Source organism: Janthinobacterium sp. SUN118 (genome assembly GCF_030397695.1).
GTDB lineage: Bacteria > Pseudomonadota > Gammaproteobacteria > Burkholderiales > Burkholderiaceae_D > Janthinobacterium.
Genome location: NZ_JAPUBV010000001.1, coordinates 2422840 through 2443059 on the forward strand (window position 1 = coordinate 2422840; position 20220 = coordinate 2443059).

Genomic DNA, 20220 nt, shown 5'->3' on the forward strand with positions numbered 1-20220 from the left:
CCGCGCGGCGCCAGCTGTAAAAAAAGCCCGTCTTCCTGCGAAGACGGGCTTTTTGTTGGTGCTTGATGCGGCGCAGGGCGCGATCAGGCCCTGGCCTTGTTTTGCTTGATCCAGTAGCCGACGCCGAGCGCGGCCAGCCACACGGGTATCAGGTAGACGGAGATGCGCAGGCCCGGCGTCAGGTACATGATCACCAGGATGCCGGCCAGGAAGACCAGGCACAGGTAGTTGGTGAACGGGTAGCCCAGGCTCTGGAACAAGGTCGTCTTGCCTTCGATTTTCTTTTGCGCGCGGAAGCGCAGGTGGATCCAGCTGATCATGGCCCAGTTGATGATCAGCGCCGACACCACGAGGCCCATCAGCACTTCGAACGCTTCGCCCGGCATGAAGTAATTGACCACCACGCAGGCGCCTGTCGCCAGCGCCGACACGCCCAGGGCGACCAGCGGCACGCCGCGGCGGTTCAGGTGCAGCAGCGCGCGCGGCGCATTGCCCTGCTTGGCCAGGCCGAACAGCATGCGCGTGTTGCAGTACACGCCGCTGTTGTAGACGGAGAGGGCGGCCGTCAGCACCACCACGTTCAGGGCCGTGGCCACCAGGTTGCTGTCGAGCGCATGGAAGATCAGCACGAAGGGGCTGCCGCCGGTGACGACGTTCTGCCACGGGTACAGCGACAGCAGGATGCCCAGCGCGCCGATGTAGAAGATCAGGATACGGTAGATGGCCTGGTTGGTGGCGCGCGGGATCGTCGTGCTCGGGTCATCCGCCTCGGCCGCCGTGATGCCCACCAGTTCCAGGCCGCCGAACGAGAACATGATGACGGCCATGGCCATCACCAGCCCTTGCCAGCCATTCGGGAAGAAGCCGCCGTGCTGCCACAGGTTGGCGACGGACGCCTGCGGGCCCGCATCGCCGGAAGCGAGCAGCCAGGCGCCGAAGACGATCATGCCGATGATGGCGACCACCTTGATGATGGCGAACCAGAATTCCATTTCGCCGAACGCCTTGACATTCAGCAGGCTGATGGCATTAATCACGCAAAAGAAGATCAGTGCCGACACCCAGGTGGGCACGCCGGGCCACCAGTACTGCACGTAGATGCCGACGGCCGTCAGTTCGGCCATGCTGACCAGGACATACAGCACCCAGTAGTTCCAACCCGACAGGAAGCCGGGCAGGTGGCCGCAGTATTTGTCGGCGAAATAGCTGAAGGAACCGGCCACTGGTTCGTCGACCACCATCTCGCCCAGCTGGCGCATGATCAGGAAGGCGATCACGCCGGCGATGCCATAGCCCAGCAGGACCGAGGGGCCAGCCATCTTGATGGTTTGCGCGATGCCCAGAAACAGGCCGGTGCCAATGGCGCCGCCCAGGGCGATGAGCTGGATGTGGCGGCTTTTCAGGCCGCGCTTGAGCTCTTGTGGTTCGGTAGTCCCGACTGCCGTCATAGTGTTTTATCCTGTTTTTACGGGCTGAGGTCGCTGATTCTAAAGCATGCACGCGCAAATCAGGAGCGAAATGCATGTTGCACTGCGGAGGCGCAAGAAAAGCCATGCATCTTCGCCGAACGGCGCGCAAAACCACTGCCGCCGGCGACGGCGGCGCGGTATCATGATGGCAAATTTTTGAGGAGCGTGTATGAATCTGGCGCAGCGCAGCCGCATGCAAGGCATCAGCCTGGGTTTTTTGGCCGGCTATGTCGATACCCTGGGCTTTGTCGCCCTGTTTGGACTCTTTACCGCCCACGTGACGGGCAACTTCGTGCTGATCGGCGCTGCGCTGGCGAATGCCACGCATGCGTCGATCGCCCTCAAGCTGCTGGCGTTTCCCGCCTTTATCCTGGGCGTGGCGGCGGCGCGCCTGTTGAGCGTGGCGGCGGAACGCCGTGGCGGCCCGGCGCTGCGCCTGGCACTGGTGCTGGAACTGGCGCTGCTGCTCGGCTTCATGGTGTGCGGCATGCTTGCCGAGCCGCTGACGGCCGAACCGGGCGCGCTGGCCATGACGGCCGGCCTGTTCGGCGCGGCCGGCATGGGCGCGCACAGCGCCATCAGCAGGCTGCTGCTGGCGCACCTGGCGCCCACGTCGATGATGACGGGGAATGTCACGCAAGTGGTGATCGACACGGTCGACGTGCTGCGCGGCGCGGCGGACGGTGCCACGCGCGAGCGCTGCGTCAAGTTTTTCTGGCCGCTGCTGGGCTTTGCCGTGGGCGCCATCCTGGCCGCCTTCGCCTACCTGGCCGTGGGCTTTGCCGCGCTGGCCGTGCCGTTGGCGATCCTGCTGGTGCTGATCGCGCTGGAGCCGGCGCGGCTGCCGGCCTAGTCCCGCACTAGCCGGCCTAGTCCTGCGCTGGCCGGCGCGCCGCGACGATGGCCGGCTCGTACACGGCCAGGAATTCGGGCGGCAGGCGGCGCGCGCGGCCGCTGCTCAATTCGATGCAGATCAATTCCCAGCGTCCGCGCACGACCGTGGCGCCGTCGCTGTCGCGCACCAGCTGGAAGCGCCGCTCCATGCTGGAACGGCCGTCGCTGGCGCACAGCCAGGTGGCCAGGGTCAGCGCCTCGCCGGCCCGCGTCGGCAACAGGTAATCGTATTCGCCGCGGCGTATCGCCATGGCCCGGTCCAGGCGCCGGTAATCGTCGAGGTCCAGTCCCAGCGCGGCCGAGTGATGCCAGGCGATATGCTCGCACCAGCGCACATACACGGCGTTGTTCGTGTGCTGCAAGCCGTCGATGTCGGCCGCTTCGGGCGCGACGGGCAGGGTATGGGCGTGCGGATAATCCCAGTTCAAGTGACTTCCTTTCAAGGCAATGGCGGCGATTGTACTTTCCCGCCGTATTTTGTGCTGGCGCCGCACACGCCATAAAACAGCATTTTTTCTATTGATGTATGATGCATCATAATTTTTGAAGCTACTCAAACGCGCATGAACCACCAATTCGACCACCTGGCGCACGTCAACCTGGGCAAGTCCGTGTATGCGATGCTGCGCGAGGCGCTGGCGGCTGGCCGCTTCCAGCCGAACGACCGCCTGCGCATCCGCGAACTGGCGCTGCAGCTGGGCACCAGCGTCACGCCCGTGCGCGACGCCATGCTGCAACTGGTGCAGGAAGAGGCGCTGGTGCTGCGCTCGCCGCGCGACTTCCGCGTGCCCGTGCTGAGCGTGGCGCGCTACCTGGAGATCCGCGCGCTGCGGCTGGAACTGGAAGGGCTGGGCGCGTTTGAAGCGGCGCAGCGCATCGATGCGGCTACCCTGGCCGACCTGGAACGGCTGCTGCAGGCAAACGAAGACGCCATCGCGCGGCACGACCTGGCGGCGGCCCTGCAATGCAACCAGGCGTTTCACCTGGGACTGGCGCAGGCGGCCGGCATGCCGACCCTGAAGCGCTTCGTCGATCACCTGTGGATGCAGACGGCGCCCCTGATCGCCGCCGGCTATGCCGCATTTACGCCCGACATGCGGGTCGGTCACCACCGCGCCATCATCGGCGCGCTGCGCCAGCGCGACGGCGCGGCGGCGCGGCGCGCCATCGAACAGGACATCCTCGACGGCGGCGCGCAGATGCTGGCGTACGTGATGCGCATGGAGCGCAGCCACGCCGTCCTAACGCAAGCAGACAAGGAAGAGCATGCACAAGACTGAACATCCAATCGAGCAGAAAACCGAACAGAAAACCGCCATCGTCACGGGCGCCAGCCGCGGCATCGGCCACGCCGTGGCCGAACGCTTCCGCAGCCTGGGCTGGCGCGTCATCACCGTCTCGCGCAGCCCGATTCCCGGCGGCTGCCCGCGCAGCCAGGAACACAACACGCATGTCTGCATGGATCTGTCGGACCTGAGCCAGATCGGCCAGATGGTCGAGACGCTGCGTCCCATGCTGGGCGACTCGAAACTGCACGCGCTGGTCAACAATGCGGGCGTGTCGCCGAAGGGGCCGGGCGGCTCGCGCGTCAATTCGCTGACGACGGACATGCAGACGTGGCAAGCCATGTACAACACGAATTTCTTTGCGCCGCTGGCGCTGACGCGCGGCTTCGCGCAGGAATTGTCGAACGCGCGCGGCGCCGTCGTGAACCTGTGCTCGATCGCCGGCTACCGCGTGCATCCGTTTGCCGGCTCCGCCTACGCCAGCTCGAAGGCGGCGCTGGCGTCGCTGACGCGCGAGATGGCCAACGACATGGCGCCGCTGAACGTGCGCGTCAACGCCATCGCGCCCGGCGAGATCGACACGGCCATCCTGTCACCCGGCACCTCGCACATCGTCGACACGCAGATTCCCTTGCGCCGCCTGGGCACGACGGCCGAAGTGGCCGACCTGGTGGAGTTTTTGTGCAGCGAGCGCGCCTCGTACATCACGGGCGCCGAAATCCCCATCGACGGCGGCCAGCGCATCTGATACAGATCAATACACTACTTATGGAGACATCGCCATGACCCTGCATATCGGTATCGTCGGCTGTTCCGCCGAAGGTGCGGCCCTGTGCTACCGCACCATTTGCGAGGAGGGCGCGCATGCGCTGGGGCCATATGCGCACCCGGAGGTATCGCTGCATACGCCGTCGCTGGCGCGCTACGTCGCCTGCCTGAACGCGGGCGACCTGGCCGGCGTGGCCGAGCTGATGCTGGCCTCGGCGCACAGGCTGGCGGCCGCCGGCGCCGATTTCCTGATCTGCCCCGACAACACCATCCACCAGGCGTTTTCCCTGGTGGCGCCCCGTTCGCCGCTGCCCTGGCTGCACATCGCCGAGGTGGTGGCAGGCGAAGCGGCCGTGCGCGGCTTTCGCCGCGTCGGCCTGACGGGCACGCGCTGGCTGGTCGACAGCGCCGTGTATCCGGACATGCTGGCCGCGCGCGGCATCGATTGCGTGCGGCCCGGCGAGGACGAGCGCGCCGACATCAACCGCATCATCATGGAAGAACTGGTGCCGGGCATGGTCAAGCGGGAAAGCGTGGCCCGCTTCCAGGCCATCATCGGCCGCTTGCGGGAACAGGGCTGCGACGCCGTCATCCTCGGCTGCACGGAAATCCCGCTGATCATCGGCGACGCCAACTCGCCGTTGCCGACGCTCGATTCCACGCGCCTGCTGGCGCGCGCCGCCTTGCGCAAGGCGCTGGCCGGCTGACCGCCCCGGCTATCTGGCCAGCTGCGCCTGCAGGGCGGCCACCACCAGCGCGTGGTCGTCGGCCTGCGCCAGGCCCGACACGGTCACGGTGCCGACTGGGCCCACGCCGCGGATGAGCAGGGGGAAGGCGCCGCCATGGCCCGCATATTCGACGTCGTCGAGGTAGGCCACGTCTTCGAAGGTGCTGCCGCGGCTTTTATACGAGATGCCCATGTAGTACGAGCTGCGGCCGAAACGCTGCACGGTGTTGTTCTTGCGGCGTATCCAGTCGGCCTGGTCCGGGGTGGCGCCCGCCATGGCGTGATGGAACAGGACCTGGCCGTTGCGCGTGATATTCACGGTGACGGCCTTGCCCCGCTTGCGCACTTCCTCGACGAGCCACAGGCCGACGGCCAGCGCGGCATCGTTGTCGAAACGTTCGAATTGCAGGGACTCTTCCTGTTGCGCCAGGGTTTGCAGCAAATCCGCGTAGTGATCCATCGTCGGTGAGTGTCGTAGTGGCAGGAAACGCTACTGTAGCGCACCGTGGCCGCGCCGCGCGCATTTTTTGCGCTTCGCGCCGCCCCGTTCAAGCCCGTTTACAATAGGCGGCATGAATCTGTCCCTGTTCGCCGACGAAGACCTGGCACCGTCCGGCCCCGCGCCGCTGGTGCCCGGCACGCTCGCCTCCATGCTTTTGCGCGGCTTCGCGCTGCCCCATGTCGCGCAGTTGCTGCCGGCGCTCGACGCCGTCGTGCGTGCCGCGCCGCCGCGCCACATGGCCACGCCGGGCGGCTTGCGCATGTCGGTTGCGATGAGCAATTGCGGGCAGCTGGGCTGGGTCACGGACGGGCGCGGCTACCGCTACGCGCGCCTGGATCCGGCCAGCGGCCAGTCGTGGCCGCCGATGCCGCCCGTGTTCCTGCGCCTGGCGCAGGAGGCGGCGCTGGCGGCCGGCTATGCGGATTTCATTCCCGACGCCTGCCTGGTCAACCGCTATGCGCCCGGTGCGCGCATGGCGCTGCACCAGGACCGCGACGAGTGCGACTTCACGGCGCCCATCGTCTCCGTGTCGCTCGGCCTGCCCGCCGTGTTCCTGTTCGGCGGCGCCGCGCGGGCCGACAAGGCGGCCCGGATTCCTCTCCTGCATGGCGACGTGGTGGTCTGGGGCGGCGCCGACCGCCTGCGCTTCCACGGCGTGGCCGCCCTGAAAGAGGGCGAGCATGCGCAGCTGGGCGCGCAGCGCATCAACCTGACCTTCCGCAAGGCCGGCTAGCTGGCGGGCGGCGGCATGGCATCGTCCATGGCGCTGGCCTCGGGGTGGGGCGCGCGTGGCGGCGTCCCCGGCGGGCGCGCGGCGTGCCTCAATACGCAATTGACTTGCAAATGCGATGAAAACTCTTCATGATATGCAATTGACTTGCATATTAAGGATGCCGTCCCATGAAGCGCGATCACCATCATTCTCCCTTGCCCGACGTGGCCCTGGGCGGCAACGCCGGCAGCCAGCTGCCGCTGGACTGGGTCGGCATGCAGGGCATCGCCTTGCCCTTGTGGCTGGAAGAGGGCGGGCAGGCGCAGCAAGTCCATGCCTGGGCCGACGTACACGTGGATCTGCCCGATGCGCGCGTCAAGGGTATCCATATGTCGCGCCTGTACCTGCTGCTCGATGCATTCGCCGCCGCACAGCCGCTGGAGACCACGGCGCTGGCGGCCCTGCTGCGTAACATGGTTGCCAGCCACGCCGACTGCGCCAGCACCAGCGCGCGCGTGGCGCTGGCCTTTCCCGTGCTGCGGCGCCAGGCGGCGCTGCTGACGGCGGGACTGTCGGGCTGGCGGTCGTACCCGGTGCGCCTGCAGGCGACATCCTCATCGGAAGGTTTTGCGCTGGCCCTGACGGTGGACGTCGCCTATTCCTCGACCTGTCCGTGTTCGGCGGCGCTGGCGCGGCAATTGATCGCCGACGGTTTCGCGGCGCGCTTCGGGGAAGGGCAGATCGACGGCGCGGCCGCCCGCGCCTGGCTGCAGGAACACGCGAGCCTGGCCACGCCGCACAGCCAGCGCAGCACCGCGACGGTGACGGTGCAGCTGGCGCCAGACGCGGAGCTGGAACTGTTCCCCCTGATCGACCTGGTGGAGGGCGCGCTGGCGACGCCGCTGCAGACGGCCGTCAAGCGGGCCGACGAACAGGCGTTCGCGCGCTTGAATGGTGCTAATCTGATGTACGTGGAAGACGCAGCCCGCCGCGTGCAGGCCGCGCTGGCGCTGCGTTACGCGCAGGCGAAGGTGACTGTACGGCATGTGGAAAGCCTGCATCCGCACGACGCCGTGGCGCAGGCCGGCAACGCCGCCTGAGGCGGTGCGCTGGCGTGCGGCGGCATTCACCCGAAGCGCCTACACTTTTCAGTCACCCACCGCGAAGGAGCGCAGCATGCCGGAGAAAATCGAGCGGGACGCCATTGATGGCACCGTGGAAGAGGAGCTGGAGCGCGAACGGCGCGAGCATGCGCTGATCGACGAGGAAAAACTGGGCATGGATGAGCTGGAGGAGGAACGGCTGAGGCGCGAGCGGGATTCGTTCTAGGGCGGCGAGCATAACTCTGCGATTACTTCAAGTTACTTCTTTAGATTGTAGTTGCCTTGATATTGTATTTTACTTCATAATGCTGTTACACGCGGGTGTATTAGTGTGACTTGTGTGCCAATTTTTTTCGGTTGAATATTGAATTTTTTGTAAAATAAAATTCCATGGTAATGACTAGTTTCAGATTAAATAAAAAGAAGAAGAGAAAATCAAATTTTTCGAAAGGGGATTTTCTGAATGGTGCTGTGGCTCTGGCATTTACTACAACTGCATTATACTCGGCTATATATCTGGTTGGTGTGGCGTATTACCAGACATATATGGCAAAGCTGGGATTGTCACATTATTTTTTCAAGAAGGGAACTGAGGATAATCTGTTATATTCCTATATGGCATTCAGGGAATTTTTCATGATGATCCTCAATGTTCTTTCGAACGATCCACTGGCTATCTTTGTTATCGCTTCAACGATATTATTTTTTTATTTGCTTTCTCTTTCCCGTCTTCCATCGTCGGTTCCGGGAAGCGAGAGGGCAAGAAAAATTATTGAGAAAATGCGATCTAAGTGGTTGGTGAAGTTTATTGCAAAGATTTTATTTTTTGTTGGTGCTGGAGTTTCCATTGTCTATTACGCTGCATTTGCTATTTTTGTTGTATTGCTAATTCCTGGGGCGGTTGGTAATAGTGCTGGGGAGCATGCGGCACGAGATGATATAAAGTCACTGGCAAATGGCTGTCAAAATGCAGCCAAGAAGGGCTTGTACTGTCATGAAATTACGGAGGGTGGGAAAGTGATTGGGAATGGCTATATAGTGGATGCTTCAGACGAGTATGTCGCTATTATTGAGAACGGGAAGGGACGTGTGATTTTGATAAAGGACAAGGAATTTTTGGGGGATATTTCTCCTGGGGTGTCTCGTCGTTAATCGCGTTCTTGATATTTTTCTTGTTTTTATTGTGGACGTAAATTTTGGATTGATATGTGTGACAAGAATAAGTATTTATTCACATTTTTTAAATGCTAATTTTATGAAATTAAAATATTTCAGATCGGCTGTTTTTGCGTTTTTTTCCTTTACGGTAAATTTCTCGTCCGTCCAGGCCGCCACCATTTGCACCGCCATGGCCGACGCCAAAGCGGGCACCGTTTTGTTGCAAGAAGGTAATTGTTTTGACCGGGTCACGCCCGCGTCCACGTTCAAGATCGCCCTCAGCCTGATGGGCTATGACGCCGGCTTCCTCAAGGACGAGCACAAGCCCAGCCTGCCGTACCGCCAGGGCTATGTGGACTGGGGCGGCGACGCCTGGCGCCAGGAGACGGATCCGTCGCGCTGGATGCAGTACTCGGTGGTCTGGTATTCGCAGCAGATCACGCAGGCGCTGGGCGCCGAACGCTTCCAGAAGTATGCGAAGGCATTGCGCTATGGCAATGCGGATGTCTCTGGCGATCCGGGCAAGGAAAACAGCCTCGAGCGTTCGTGGATCAGTTCCTCGCTGAAGATTTCGCCGCTGGAACAGCTGGGCTTCCTGCGCAAGCTGGTCAACGATCAATTGCCCGTCAGCAAGCAGGCGATGGAGCAGACGCGGCGCCTGACGCGCCTGGCGGACGTGGGCGGCTGGCAAGTGCATGGCAAGACGGGCGCAGCCTATCCGCGCAAGGCTGACGGCAGCTTCGACGAAGAGCACGGTTATGGCTGGTTCGTGGGCTGGGCCAGCAAGGGCGAGCGCACGATCGTCTTCGCGCGCCTCGTGCAGGATGAACGCAAGGGCCAGCAGTCGGCGGGCCTGCGCACGCGCGAGGCCATGCTGAAGGAATTGCCGGCCCTGCTGGAGCAGGCGCAGAAGTGACGCCGTCTGTCGTCACGGCCACCTTTCTCTGCACCGAAGGCGATTACCTGGAAGCCATCATCGAGGCCGATGGCCAGCGCCTGCATGTGATGGACGAGTTTGGCGGCGCGCAACTGGCCGCCGGCACGCAAATCCGGCTCGAACTGTGGCCGCAGGCGAGCGAGGGCGCCGACTGGGACGCGATGTTCACGGCCAACCCCGGTCGGGAAAAGGGCTTGCGCCGGCTCGATGGCTGGCGCTACCTGGCGCTGGGCGTCGTGACCCAGGTCGATCCCGTCATCTGCGACTGCGGCTTGCTGCAGGTGGAGGACGCGTTTCACACGCGCGACATGCGCTGCGTGGGCGCCTATGTCGGCGTCACCGTGTCCCGGCTCGATGCTTGCCTGCCGTAAATTCCAGCCCGCTTTGTTGCCCGCCCTATATACTTGCTGAAACGGATCATCCGGCATCAGACAAGGTACAGGCATGGCATCAGGCATGGAGCAGTTTCAGGAAAAAGCACGGCAGGCATGGACATGGGCGCGCGCGCAGGCCTTGCGCGTGGCGGGCGTGGCGTGGGTGAGGGCAGTGGCGCTGTACCGGCGCGGCCACGCGCACTTGATGACCTTGCCGCCCGTGCGGCGCGCTCTGGTGCTGGGCCTGTGGTCGTTTCTGGCCCTGCTGGCGCTGCTGGTCCTGTACATGCTGCTGCTGATTCCCCTGACGCCCAGCATCCACGACTTGCGCCAGGCGCGCGCGGCCGCGCCGAGCACCATGGTCAGTGCGGACGGCAAGGAACTGGCCCGTTTCGACCAGGGCTTGCAGGAACGCGTGACGCTGCAGCAGATTTCGCCGAACGTGATCAGCGCCTTGATCTCGACGGAAGACCACCGTTTCTACGAGCACCACGGCGTCGATTTCACGCGCACGGCCGGCGCCATCGTGCATACGGCGGGAGGCAACCCCCAGGGCGGCTCCACCATCACGCAGCAGCTGGCGCGCAATATGTTTCCCGAAGAAATTGGCCGTTCGCGCAGCCTGAACCGCAAGCTGAAGGAGTTGATCACGGCCCTGAAGATCGAAGCCACCTACAGCAAGACGGAAATCCTCGAAGCCTACCTGAACACGGTGCCTTTCCTCTACAACACCTATGGCATCGAGATGGCGGCCCGCACGTATTTCGACAAGCCCGCCGCGCGCCTCGATATCCTGGAAAGCGCCACCCTGGTCGGCATGCTCAAGGGCACGAATTACTACAATCCGGTCGGTAATCCCGAACGTTCCTTGCAACGGCGCAATGTGGTACTGGGCCAGATGCGCAAGCATGAGGTCATCGACGAGGCGCGCTACCGGCAACTGGTGAAGCGTCCGCTGCGTTTGCATTTCGAGCGCCAGAGCGAACGGGCGCAGTCGGACAGCCACTTCACGGCCTATGTGCGCAAATGGCTGATCGACTGGGCCGATGAAAACGACTACAACCTGGAGCTCGATGGCCTGGTGGTGCACACGACGCTCGATTACGACTTGCAGCAGGCGGCCGAGCGCGCCGTCGAGCGCCAGGCGAATGCCTTGCAGGCGATTGCCGACGTGGAATGGAGCCGCGCCGGCGTGCCGTCGTCCACTTCGACGGGCATGTATGCGGGCATGCAGGCCGGTAGCGTGCCGTTCGACTATTTCTGGAAATCGCATCCGGGCTTGCTGGACGCCTTCGTGCGCGAGTCCGGCGACTACCGCAAGCTGACGGCGGCCGGCAGCGCGCCCGACGAGGCGCTGGAAAAACTCAAGGGCGACCGCGCCTTCATGGCGGTCCTGCGCAAGTCGAAGACGCGCCTGGAGGCGGGCTTTACGGCCATGGACCCGGCCACGGGCGCCGTGCGGGCCTGGGTGGGCAGCCGCGACTTTGCGCGCGAACAATTCGACCACGTGTCGCAGGCGGCGCGCCAGCCCGGTTCCACTTTCAAACCCATCGTGTATGGCGCGGCGCTGGAAAAAGGCCTGAGCCCCGAGCACGTCTACCGCGATGCCGTGATGGATATCAAGGCGGCCGACGGCACGAAGTGGCGGCCGACCGACATGAGCGGCACCACGGGGCGCGACATGAACATGCGCGACGGCCTCGTGTATTCGAAGAACACGATCACGGCGCAAGTGATGCAGGACGTGGGCTTGTCGCCGATTATCAAGCTGGCGCGCGCGCTCGGCATCCGCGACAGCAAGCTGGAAAAAGTACCATCCCTGGCGCTGGGCACCAGTCCCGTCACCTTGCTGGAAATGGTCAATGCCTACGCCAGCATCGCGGCGCAGGGCGAGGCCCGTTTGCCGTTCGTCGTCACGCACATCACCGACCGCGACGGCAAGACCATCGCCCGCTTCGGCGAAGACAAGCCCAAGCGCGCCATGAAGGAAGAATCGGCGGCCACCCTGACGGACATGATGCGCGGCGTCATCGACCGCGGCACGGGCACGGCCATCCGCAGCCGCTTCGGCATCCGCTCCGACGTGGCCGGCAAGAGCGGCACCACGCAAAACAATGCGGATGGCTGGTTTATCCTGATGCACCCGGAACTGGTGGGCGGCGCCTGGGTGGGCTTCAACGACGCCCGGGTCACCATGCGCAGCAATTACTGGGGCCAGGGCGGCCACAACGCCGTGCTGGTGGTGGGCGACTTCTTCAAGACGGCGCTCGACACGGGAAAACTGTCGCGCGACGCCATCTTCCCCGGCGGCAAGCCACCACCGCCGCTGCGCCATGTGGAGCCGGTCGAGGAACCGCAGGATGAGCCGGTGGAAGAGCCGGGCGACCTGGTGCCGGAAGGCGCGCCAGCCGCGCCGCTGGCCATGCCGGCCGAAGGCGACGGCGGGCAGGAAGCGCATGGCAAGGCGGTGCCGGAGGTGGCACCTGAACCGCAGCCTGCGCCAGCGCCAGTGCCGCAAGGCTGAATGGCGGGTCCGGCGCGGTCTTCTGATCGGCTGCATGATTGACGTTAGTCCCCCAATGGGGCTAACGTCAATCATGCGCGTTCTGGCCAAGCCGACCTTGATTGCCTTCGATGAACAGGCCATCCATGCAGATTCGACGGCACCGTTGTTGCCGCGGTATGGCCATGTGCTCAGGGCGTCATGGCCCGATCCGGCGGCGGTGAAATCGGACTTTGCCACGGCGAGCATCCTGAGAGAGGGACGGGGTGTCCAATATCGGCGGCAACAAGTCTCGGCTCGTCGCATCGATCAGTTATGCGTATGGCATTTTGCAGATCCAATTTATCGGAACGCAGCGGCAATAGGACGCCATAGATGCACGGACAATCCAGGGCAATATGATGCGCGTCAAACCTCTCAGACTGATGACGACTACCGCGCCGCCTTGCGGGAGCCGAGTCCTTGACGTGCGCCGAATTCGGCACGCCTGCAGGCGACCGCCTGGACGGACTGGCCAGCTCGTCGATGCCTATGAACGCGGTACTGCATGAGGCGCCGGAGATTCCGGCGGAAGTGCTGATACGGCAGGCGGTGGCTCAGGCATAGCTGCCCGGCCTGGCGTTTTACACCGTATTGCGCATCAACCCCGCCTGCCGCACGAACACTTGCAGCGCCGCCTGCGTCTGCTGGTGCAGCGTCTTCAATTCCTCTCTCAGCGTGGGCGTGATGGCCAGGCTGCCGTCCGCCTGGTGGTGCAGGGGCAGGCCCAGCGCTTGCGCCATTTCTACTGGGTAATTCGTAAAGTTGCCATACGGCCGCTTGCCGTCCACGGCTGGCGTGGGCCAATAGCCTTCGGCCAGGTAGTCCTCGGCAGCGCCCATGCCCAGCATTTCCAGCGGCAGCCACGATTGCTGGCGCAGCAATTGCAGATGCCGGGTGGTAAACGTGAATGGCGTCTTGCCGTTCGCATAGCTGCCCGGCTTCAGGTTAGCCATTTGCACGAAGTGGGGCAGCAGTTGCGCCGCCTCCATCAGGCGCTGGGCGGCCAGGGCGGCATCCTTGCCGCCGATCGCCTGCATGGCCAGGGCCAGGGTATCGCCAGCGCCGAGCGGGTGCGCGGGATTGAGCATGGGCGCACCGCTTTCCACGGGCGACCAGCCGATGTTGAAACGCTGTATCAGCGCCAGGTGGTGCACATTGAGCACCTTGGGCAGCGGCGCGTCGAGCGTGGCCAGGACGCGCCGGCGCACGGCGCCGGGCAGGCCACGTTCGGCAGCGCGCACCAGCATGGGCGAGCACAGCAGGGTGCCGGCCAGACGCAGCAGCTGGCGCCGCATGGGCTGGATCAGTCGCTGCATCATGGCGTCGTCAGGGATTGACGCTGGAATTCGATGCGGTTTTCCTGGTAGTCCCATTTGGTGTAGGGCCCGAACACGCGTCGGTTTTCCTTGCTGTCGGCATTCGACAGTTCGCGCTTCATGCGCCGTACCAGGGCGGGATCAACGAGCGGCGCGCTCGTCGCGGCGAAGACGTCGTGGCGCACGCTGGCCTTGGCGTCGGCGCCGCGCGAAATGATGGTGAGCTTGCGCGACGCCGGATCGAAATACAGGCGCATGGCGAAGGTATTCATGTCCTGCAGGTACAGGCCGTCATCGCGCTGCTGGGCATAGAAGTAATCGCCGCAGACGGCCTTCGGTTCGCGTTTCCATTCGCATGACAGGACGATCAGCAGGTGCTGGCTGTCGAGCTGCTTGACCGAAATGCGTCCCTTGGAATAGCCCCAGCTGCTGGCCGGCACGGTCGCCGACGAGGCGAGATTGTAGTCGCCCACCAGCGTGGACATGGGCGCTTGCGCCGAGGCGCCGGTGCAGAGCGTAAAGGCGGCTGCCGCTGCGGCGCCGAGTCTCTTGGAAAATGGTGTCATGATGGCCATCAAAAAAAAGTTGCCATATTATAAGTGGCAACTTTCTTTGAGGAACGCGCGATTGAACGCGCCCGTGGCCGTTACTTCAGCTTGCTCAATTCCGCCACGTCGATCTTGACGACCTTGCCGTCGGTGGCGGCCACCAGGGCATGGAAGTGGGGTGTCGCGTAGTGGGCCGTCAGGTGGGCCTTGTCGCTCCATTCTTCCAGCATGATGAAGCGCGTGGGAATGCTGTTGTCGAGGTGTAATTCATAGCGCAGGCAGCCGCTTTCAGCGCGGCTGGGCGGCACGACGGTTTCCAGCGCGGTGCGCACGGCGTCGAGATGTTGCGGTTGGGCATCGATGGTGGCGACGACGATCAGTGTCATGGTAATCCTTGTGTATGGGGTGGAGCGCTATGCGTTGGGCGCATGCAGCTTAGCGCATCTTGCCCTTTCTTGCCCACCAGTACACTCTGGCCGCGCCGAAACAGTTTCCGCCGCAGCCAGAAAATCCGCCGTGATTATGCCGCCTGCAGGGTTCCGATCTGTTCGAACGCGGCGCCCAAGGCTTGCGCCCTGGCTTCATCGCTGACCTTGACGCCTTCGGCGCGCACGATCTCGGGCTCGGTGATGCCGAGGAAGCCGAGGAAGCTGCGCAGATGGCTTTCCTGGTGTTCCAGGCTGGCCATCGGCGTGTCGGCGCCGTAGTAGCCGCCGCGCGACGAGGCGATGATTACGCGCTTGGCGCCCAGCAAGCCTTCCGGGCCGTTGGCACCGTACTGGAATGTCTTGCCCGGTACGGCCAGCGCATCCAGCCACGATTTGAGCTGGCTGGGGATGGCGAAGTTGTACATGGGGGCGCCGATGACGATGACGTCGGCGGCCAGCACTTGTTCGAGCGCAGCGGCAAGGACGACGCCATCGGCGTCGCTGGGGGCGGCCGTGAACTGCGGCAGCGGCTGCGCGGCCAGGTCGCGGTAATGGACGGCGGCGCCCGGCGCGGCCGCCTGCAGGCGGGCCACGATGGCGGCGGACAACTGGCGGCTGACGGAATAGTCGCCGAGGACGCTCGAATCGATATGCAGGATGTTCATGTGAGCCTTCTTGGGTGGTATGATCGGGTGGTATGGATTTGTTACCGAGGCTAATATAGTGACTATAAAATGAACGCACAAGAAGGCACTTTTTCCACACTGGGGCACACGGATGTGACTATTGGGGACGCGGCCGCGCAAAGGGCCGAGCTGGAGCGGCGCATGCGCGACGAGGGCGGCCATGCTGGCGTGGCGGATTCGTGCCGCCCCATCACGGATATCCTCACGCGCGTGGGCGACAAATGGAGCGTGATGGTGGTGATGTTGCTCGGTAATGGCACCAAGCGCTTCAACGAGATGCGCCGCGTGATCGGCGGCATTTCGCAGCGCATGCTGACCTTGACCCTGCGCGGGCTCGAGCGCGACGGCCTGGTGACGCGCACCGTGTTTGCCACCGTGCCGCCGCGCGTCGATTACGCGCTGACGGACCTCGGGCGCTCGCTCCTGATCCCCATCAGCGCGCTGGGCGCCTGGGCCTACGGCCACCGCGACGCCATCGATGCGGCGCGGCTGGCGTTTGATGCCCAGTTGCCGCCGGTCTATGATGCGGGGAAACTGTCTTCACCGCAGGCATTGAGGCGTTAAGGCAGTTCGATATCGACGGCTTGCTGGCTTTTTTTCAAGCTATCCTGCCACCAGCCATTGGCATAGGGGTTGGTCTGGCCGTTGGCATTGGCCTGGGCATAGATGTAGCGTATCCATTTGCTTTGCAGCACATCTTTTTCTTCGCGCTGCTTGCGTTCCTCCGCCAGCCAGGCGCCTATCATGGGCGCCTTGCTCGCTGCTAGGGCAGCGTAGACGGCCGCGGAAACTTGCTTAATGGCTTGTTCGCGCTGTTCGCTGATGTCCTTGCCGGCCTGTGTCTTGGCCAGCTCCAGATCCCGCGTGCCCGCGACCAGTTCCCGTTTCGTCTTTTCCAGCTCTGTCATGGCATTGAACAGGAAGGTTGCCAACACAATGCCGAGCGCGCCCAGTATGGCGGCGACCGTCACGGTGATGTACCACTTGTTTTGCAGTGTATGTACGGCTGTGTGCAGCGCGCTGTGTTGCTGTTGCAAGGCGATGATGTCCGGATCCATATTGTCCTCTCTGCGTGGATGGCCTTGGCAAGCGGAGGCAGGGCTGTGCGTGCCTGCCTGACGCCACCAAACCATTGGATCCGTGTGGCAGCCCGTGGTTCCTGCCAAGGACGGCCCGCTGGCGGCAATATGGCGCGGTATTGGGCCGCATCAACGCTGCTCCCTGCCGCCGTTGACGCGGATCAGGTTATCGCTTGACTGATCGCCGCCAGCATGGCGGGCCGGTCGCCAGGCTGGCCGCCCAAAACGCACCAGCGACGCCACCTTGCGCGGCGTGCGCCTGACGTGTCAGCTGTCCAAGGGCGCGGCCGCTGTGGCGCCGGGCGCCGGCGGCGCGGTGGCCGCAGTCCAAATGGCGTGATGGCGTATCCGCGCCAGTTCTTCCCCGTTCTTTTAACTGCTTTGCACGTCGTTGCGGTAGCGCGCGGGCGGCAGCTCGAACTGCGTCTTGAAAAAGCGCGTGAACGCGCTTTGCGAGGAAAAGCCCAGGCGGTCGCCGATTTCCGCCACGCTCATGCTCGTTTCGCGCAGCAGCCGGCGCGATTCGCGGCTCTTGGCGCGCAATTCCAGCGCGCGGAACGATGTTTGCTCCTGCTGCAGCTGGCGCTGCAAGGTCCAGCGGTTCATCGCCAGGCCGTCGCACAGGGCCGGCAGCAGCGAGGCGCCGTCGGCGTCGCCCGCGCCTTGCCGGCCCAGTAAATCGATGATGGCTTGCTCCACGCGCGCCGAAAACAGCTGCGCGCCGTGCAGTTTCTGCAGCTGCGCCTGGGCGTGGCGCAGCGCGTGCGGCGCCAGCATGGCGTTGAACTGGGCGAAGGGCCGGTCCAGGCCAGGTGCGTCAAAGGTCAATGTATTGCGCCCCTGGCCGTAGGTGGCCGCGGCGCCGAAGCATTCGGAGACGGCCGGCGCGAACCACGGCGCCTTGCCCTGGAAGCTCGCCTGGAAGGCTGTCGGCGCGCCCGTGTCGTAGGCGCGCGTGACCAGCGACAGCATGCGGAAATTGGCCAGCGCCTGCATGGCGCCGCCGACCGGGCAAAACTCGGACAGGTATTCGATCTCGATGCGCGTGCCGCTTTCGCTCATCAGCATGAAATCGAATTCGCCGATCAGGCCCCGCAAATGCAGCATCTCGTGCAGGGCGCTGCGCAGGGTGGGGCGGTTGAAGCAGACGTGGGCGACGCCGGAAAAATGCGCGAACCAGTGCGTGACGTCGAGATCGAGGATGCCGCGGTGCGCCGGCAACTGCTGGGCGTAGGCCGTCATGCGCCGGTGCCGGTCGGCGTTGATACGGCCGCCAGGCTCGCTCAGCTGCGCCGGCGTGATGCCCGTCTGGCGGAAAAAATCGGCGGGATCGTGGCCATCGGCCTGCATGGCCCGCGCGTATTGCTGCGCAATGCGGTTCGAGACCGTGCGCGTATCGGCTTTGTGCAAGGGTGTCTCCTGCTTGTTGTAGTAATTTTTCACAAATATTAGCACTTTGTAGGAAATTGTTGGTTGTCGCGCCGTCTAACCAAAAATTGTTTTCGCCGGTATAAAACGCGTGCTGCGCGGTCAAGAAACTCACGGATTCTCACGCTATATTGGATCCGGGCTGCCCTGAAGCGGCCCGGATACCTACAAAAACAGTCTTGGAGATAATGATGAATTGCACATTGAAACCGATGGCCCGCGTGGTCGCCGGCTGCATCGCCACGCTTGCCCTGGCCGCCTGCGGCAACGACACCGTCAGCGAGGAATACACGCAGCCCGAGTTCGGCACCACCACCTTCAATCTGGTCAAGGTTGACGGCTATACCTTCAAGGACATGAACCGCAGCGGCAAGATCGAGCCGTACGAGGACTGGCGCCTGTCGGCCGAGGCGCGCGCCGACGACCTGCTGTCGCGCATGACGCTCGATGAAAAGGCGGGCCTGATGATGCATGGCACGGCGCCCACGGCGTCCGATCCGTCCGGCATCGGCCTCGGTGGCGCGTATGACCTGGCGGCCTTGCAAGACCTGATCGTCAAGCAGTACGTCAACACGTTTATTACGCGCATGGCGGGCGATTCTGCCAACATGGCGGCGCAATACAACAAGCTGCAAGCCCTGAGCGAAACGTCGCGCCTGGGTATTCCCGTCTCCATCAGCACCGACCCGCGCCACCATTTCCAGTACACGGTGGGCGCCAGCGCCGGCACCAAGGGTTTTTCACAGTGGCCGGAAACCCTGGGCCTGGCGGCCATCGGCGACGATGCGCTGGTGCGCCGCTTCGGCGACATCGCGCGCCAGGAATACCTGGCCGTCGGCATCACGCAGGCGCTGTCGCCGCAGGCCGATCTGGCCACCGAGCCGCGCTGGTCGCGCATCAACGGCACCTTCGGCGAGGATGCCGACCTGGCCAAGCGCATGGTGCAGCACTATATCGAGGGCTTCCAGGATGGCAACACGGGCTTGCATGACGGCAGCGTGGTAGCCGTCGTCAAGCACTGGGTCGGTTATGGCGCGACGAAAGAGGGCTTCGACGGCCACAATTACTATGGCCGCTACATGACCTATCCAGGTAATAATTTTGCGTATCACGTGAAGCCGTTCGAAGGGGCGTTCACGGCCAAGGCGGCATCCGTCATGCCCACGTATGCGCTGCCGGACGGCAATATCACGATCGACGGCATCACGCTGGAACAGGTGGCGGCCGGTTTCAGCAAGACCATGCTGACGGACTTGCTGCGCGGAAAATATGGCTTCGAGGGCGTGATCCTGTCCGACTGGGGCATCACTTCCGACTGCGACGCCAACTGCCGCAACGGCACGGCGCCGGGTGTGGCGCCGTCGTTCATCGGCTTCGGCACGCCATGGGGCATGGAAGACGCCACCAAGGCCGAACGCTACGTGAAGGCCGTGACGGCCGGAATGGACCAGTTTGGGGGCGTGACGGAAGCGCCGTACCTGACGCAGGCCGTGCAGCGCGGCCAATTGACGGAAGCGCGCATCAACGCCTCGGCGCGCCGCATCCTGGTGCAGAAATTCAAGCAGGGCCTGTTCGAGCATCCGTTCGTCGATGCGGCCAAGGCGGCGGCCACCGTGGGCAAGGCGGACTTCGTCGAGGCGGGCGTTGACGCCCAGCGCCGTTCGCTGGTCTTGCTGGAAAACAAGGACAAGGTCTTGCCGCTGGCCGCCACCGTCAAGAAGGTGTATTTATATGGCATCGACGCGGCCGTGGCGCAAAAGTACGGCTACACGGTGGTCGCCACGCCGCAGGAAGCGGACGTGGCCCTGCTGCGCGTGGCCGCGCCATATGAAATCCTGCACCCGAACTACATCTTCGGCAGCATGCAGCACGAAGGGCGCCTGAACTATGTCGATGGCGACGCCGACTACGAGGCGATCAAGAATGCGGCGAAATTCGCGCCGAAGACGGTGGTCACCGTCTACCTGGACCGCCCGGCCATCCTCGGCAACGTGCAGGACAAGGCCAGCGCCATCGTCGCCAACTTCGGCGTCAGCGACGGCGCGCTGTTCGATGTCCTGACGGGCAAGGCCAAGCCGCAAGGCAAGCTGCCGTTCGAGCTGCCGTCGTCGATGGCCGAAGTGCAGGTGCAGAAGTCGGACGTGCCGTATGACACGGCCCATCCGCTGTACAAGTTCGGCTACGGCCTGGCGTACTGATAACGCCTAACAAAACCGTAGCGAGCGGAAAGGAGGCTCGGCACCCCCGTTGCTTCGGGACG

The 20220-nt window shown here is 63.8% G+C and carries 23 protein-coding genes; 14 read left to right on the plus strand and 9 right to left on the minus strand.

Translation table 11 applies throughout. The features are described from left to right. Nucleotides 1-83 precede the first annotated feature (83 nt). Nucleotides 84-1448 carry an amino acid permease gene (locus O0880_RS10845; RefSeq protein ID WP_071323361.1) on the minus strand — a complete coding sequence of 455 codons (1365 nt, stop codon included), beginning with the start codon at nt 1446-1448 and terminating at the stop codon, nt 84-86. A gap of 190 nt (nt 1449-1638) precedes the next feature. Here O0880_RS10845 and O0880_RS10850 point away from each other — a divergent pair, with 190 nt between their 5' ends. Further along, on the plus strand, nt 1639-2322 hold the full coding sequence (locus O0880_RS10850) for a YoaK family protein (RefSeq protein ID WP_289886437.1): 684 nt from the start codon (nt 1639-1641) through the stop codon (nt 2320-2322). Nucleotides 2323-2338: 16 nt separating this feature from the next. Here the strand turns inward: O0880_RS10850 and O0880_RS10855 are convergent, their stop codons facing one another. Beyond that, nucleotides 2339-2791 carry a thioesterase family protein gene (locus O0880_RS10855; protein WP_198043910.1) on the minus strand — a complete coding sequence of 151 codons (453 nt, stop codon included), beginning with the start codon at nt 2789-2791 and terminating at the stop codon, nt 2339-2341. A 135-nt stretch (nt 2792-2926) separates the two neighbouring features. On the opposite strand from O0880_RS10855, the gene O0880_RS10860 reads away from it, so the two are divergent. Genes O0880_RS10860 through O0880_RS10870 form a run of 3 tightly spaced genes read left to right on the plus strand, consistent with a single transcriptional unit; the run spans nt 2927 to nt 5124 of the window. Then, a complete protein-coding gene (locus O0880_RS10860; protein ID WP_289886438.1) occupies nt 2927-3643 on the plus strand; it encodes a GntR family transcriptional regulator in 717 nt (238 codons plus the stop codon). Next, entirely contained in the window at nt 3630-4397 is a 768-nt protein-coding gene (locus O0880_RS10865) for an SDR family oxidoreductase (protein ID WP_071323365.1), read from the plus strand. Before O0880_RS10860 ends, O0880_RS10865 begins: the two co-directional genes overlap by 14 nt. 34 nt (nt 4398-4431) lie before the next feature. Then, complete coding sequence (locus tag O0880_RS10870; RefSeq protein WP_289886440.1) at nt 4432-5124, plus strand: amino acid racemase; 693 nt, start codon at nt 4432-4434, stop codon at nt 5122-5124. A 9-nt stretch (nt 5125-5133) separates the two neighbouring features. Here the strand turns inward: O0880_RS10870 and O0880_RS10875 are convergent, their stop codons facing one another. After that, on the minus strand, nt 5134-5604 hold the full coding sequence (locus O0880_RS10875) for a heme-degrading domain-containing protein (RefSeq protein WP_289886442.1): 471 nt from the start codon (nt 5602-5604) through the stop codon (nt 5134-5136). Nucleotides 5605-5716: 112 nt separating this feature from the next. On the opposite strand from O0880_RS10875, the gene alkB reads away from it, so the two are divergent. The 8 genes from alkB to O0880_RS28120 all read left to right on the plus strand — a co-directional run bounded on the left by alkB (nt 5717) and on the right by O0880_RS28120 (nt 12798). Beyond that, nucleotides 5717-6379 (plus strand): DNA oxidative demethylase AlkB, encoded by a 663-nt coding sequence (gene alkB / locus O0880_RS10880; protein WP_289886443.1) that lies wholly within the window; start codon nt 5717-5719, stop codon nt 6377-6379. 167 nt (nt 6380-6546) lie between these two features. Then, nucleotides 6547-7458 carry a GTP cyclohydrolase FolE2 gene (gene folE2 / locus O0880_RS10885; protein ID WP_289886445.1) on the plus strand — a complete coding sequence of 304 codons (912 nt, stop codon included), beginning with the start codon at nt 6547-6549 and terminating at the stop codon, nt 7456-7458. A 76-nt stretch (nt 7459-7534) separates the two neighbouring features. Continuing rightward, complete coding sequence (locus O0880_RS10890; RefSeq protein WP_289886446.1) at nt 7535-7687, plus strand: hypothetical protein; 153 nt, start codon at nt 7535-7537, stop codon at nt 7685-7687. Between the two features lie 170 nt (nt 7688-7857). After that, nucleotides 7858-8613 carry a hypothetical protein gene (locus O0880_RS10895; protein ID WP_289886447.1) on the plus strand — a complete coding sequence of 252 codons (756 nt, stop codon included), beginning with the start codon at nt 7858-7860 and terminating at the stop codon, nt 8611-8613. Nucleotides 8614-8716: 103 nt separating this feature from the next. Next, entirely contained in the window at nt 8717-9535 is an 819-nt protein-coding gene (gene blaOXA / locus O0880_RS10900) for a class D beta-lactamase (RefSeq protein WP_289886448.1), read from the plus strand. Further along, nucleotides 9532-9927, plus strand: coding sequence for a hypothetical protein (locus tag O0880_RS10905; protein ID WP_289886449.1), 396 nt, complete (start codon nt 9532-9534; stop codon nt 9925-9927). Before blaOXA ends, O0880_RS10905 begins: the two co-directional genes overlap by 4 nt. Before the next feature lie 73 nt (nt 9928-10000). Then, nucleotides 10001-12454 (plus strand): transglycosylase domain-containing protein, encoded by a 2454-nt coding sequence (locus O0880_RS10910; protein WP_289886450.1) that lies wholly within the window; start codon nt 10001-10003, stop codon nt 12452-12454. 245 nt (nt 12455-12699) lie between these two features. Next, nucleotides 12700-12798 (plus strand): type II toxin-antitoxin system HigB family toxin, encoded by a 99-nt coding sequence (locus O0880_RS28120; protein WP_354669883.1) that lies wholly within the window; start codon nt 12700-12702, stop codon nt 12796-12798. A 258-nt stretch (nt 12799-13056) separates the two neighbouring features. On the opposite strand, the gene O0880_RS10915 is transcribed toward O0880_RS28120, so the two are convergent. From O0880_RS10915 to O0880_RS10930, 4 genes are all read right to left on the minus strand, one after another. Next, nucleotides 13057-13794 carry a hypothetical protein gene (locus tag O0880_RS10915; RefSeq protein WP_289886451.1) on the minus strand — a complete coding sequence of 246 codons (738 nt, stop codon included), beginning with the start codon at nt 13792-13794 and terminating at the stop codon, nt 13057-13059. Next, the gene (locus O0880_RS10920) at nt 13791-14357 is read right to left on the minus strand and encodes a hypothetical protein (RefSeq protein WP_289886452.1); all 567 of its coding nucleotides are present in this window, start codon (nt 14355-14357) and stop codon (nt 13791-13793) included. Before O0880_RS10920 ends, O0880_RS10915 begins: the two co-directional genes overlap by 4 nt. Nucleotides 14358-14437: 80 nt before the next feature. Continuing rightward, nucleotides 14438-14725, minus strand: a complete 288-nt coding sequence (locus O0880_RS10925) for a putative quinol monooxygenase (RefSeq protein WP_289886453.1) — start codon at nt 14723-14725, stop codon at nt 14438-14440. A gap of 134 nt (nt 14726-14859) precedes the next feature. Next, nucleotides 14860-15432, minus strand: coding sequence for an NAD(P)H-dependent oxidoreductase (locus O0880_RS10930; protein WP_289886454.1), 573 nt, complete (start codon nt 15430-15432; stop codon nt 14860-14862). Nucleotides 15433-15594: 162 nt separating this feature from the next. On the opposite strand from O0880_RS10930, the gene O0880_RS10935 reads away from it, so the two are divergent. Further along, a complete protein-coding gene (locus tag O0880_RS10935) occupies nt 15595-16017 on the plus strand; it encodes a helix-turn-helix domain-containing protein (protein WP_289887344.1) in 423 nt (140 codons plus the stop codon). Here the strand turns inward: O0880_RS10935 and O0880_RS10940 are convergent. Next, nucleotides 16014-16511 carry a hypothetical protein gene (locus tag O0880_RS10940; RefSeq protein WP_289886456.1) on the minus strand — a complete coding sequence of 166 codons (498 nt, stop codon included), beginning with the start codon at nt 16509-16511 and terminating at the stop codon, nt 16014-16016. The genes O0880_RS10935 and O0880_RS10940 overlap by 4 nt on opposite strands. A gap of 393 nt (nt 16512-16904) precedes the next feature. After that, nucleotides 16905-17942 carry an AraC family transcriptional regulator gene (locus O0880_RS10945; protein ID WP_289886457.1) on the minus strand — a complete coding sequence of 346 codons (1038 nt, stop codon included), beginning with the start codon at nt 17940-17942 and terminating at the stop codon, nt 16905-16907. Nucleotides 17943-18148: 206 nt separating this feature from the next. On the opposite strand from O0880_RS10945, the gene O0880_RS10950 reads away from it, so the two are divergent. Then, nucleotides 18149-20158, plus strand: a complete 2010-nt coding sequence (locus O0880_RS10950) for a glycoside hydrolase family 3 N-terminal domain-containing protein (RefSeq protein ID WP_289886458.1) — start codon at nt 18149-18151, stop codon at nt 20156-20158. Nucleotides 20159-20220 lie beyond the last annotated feature (62 nt).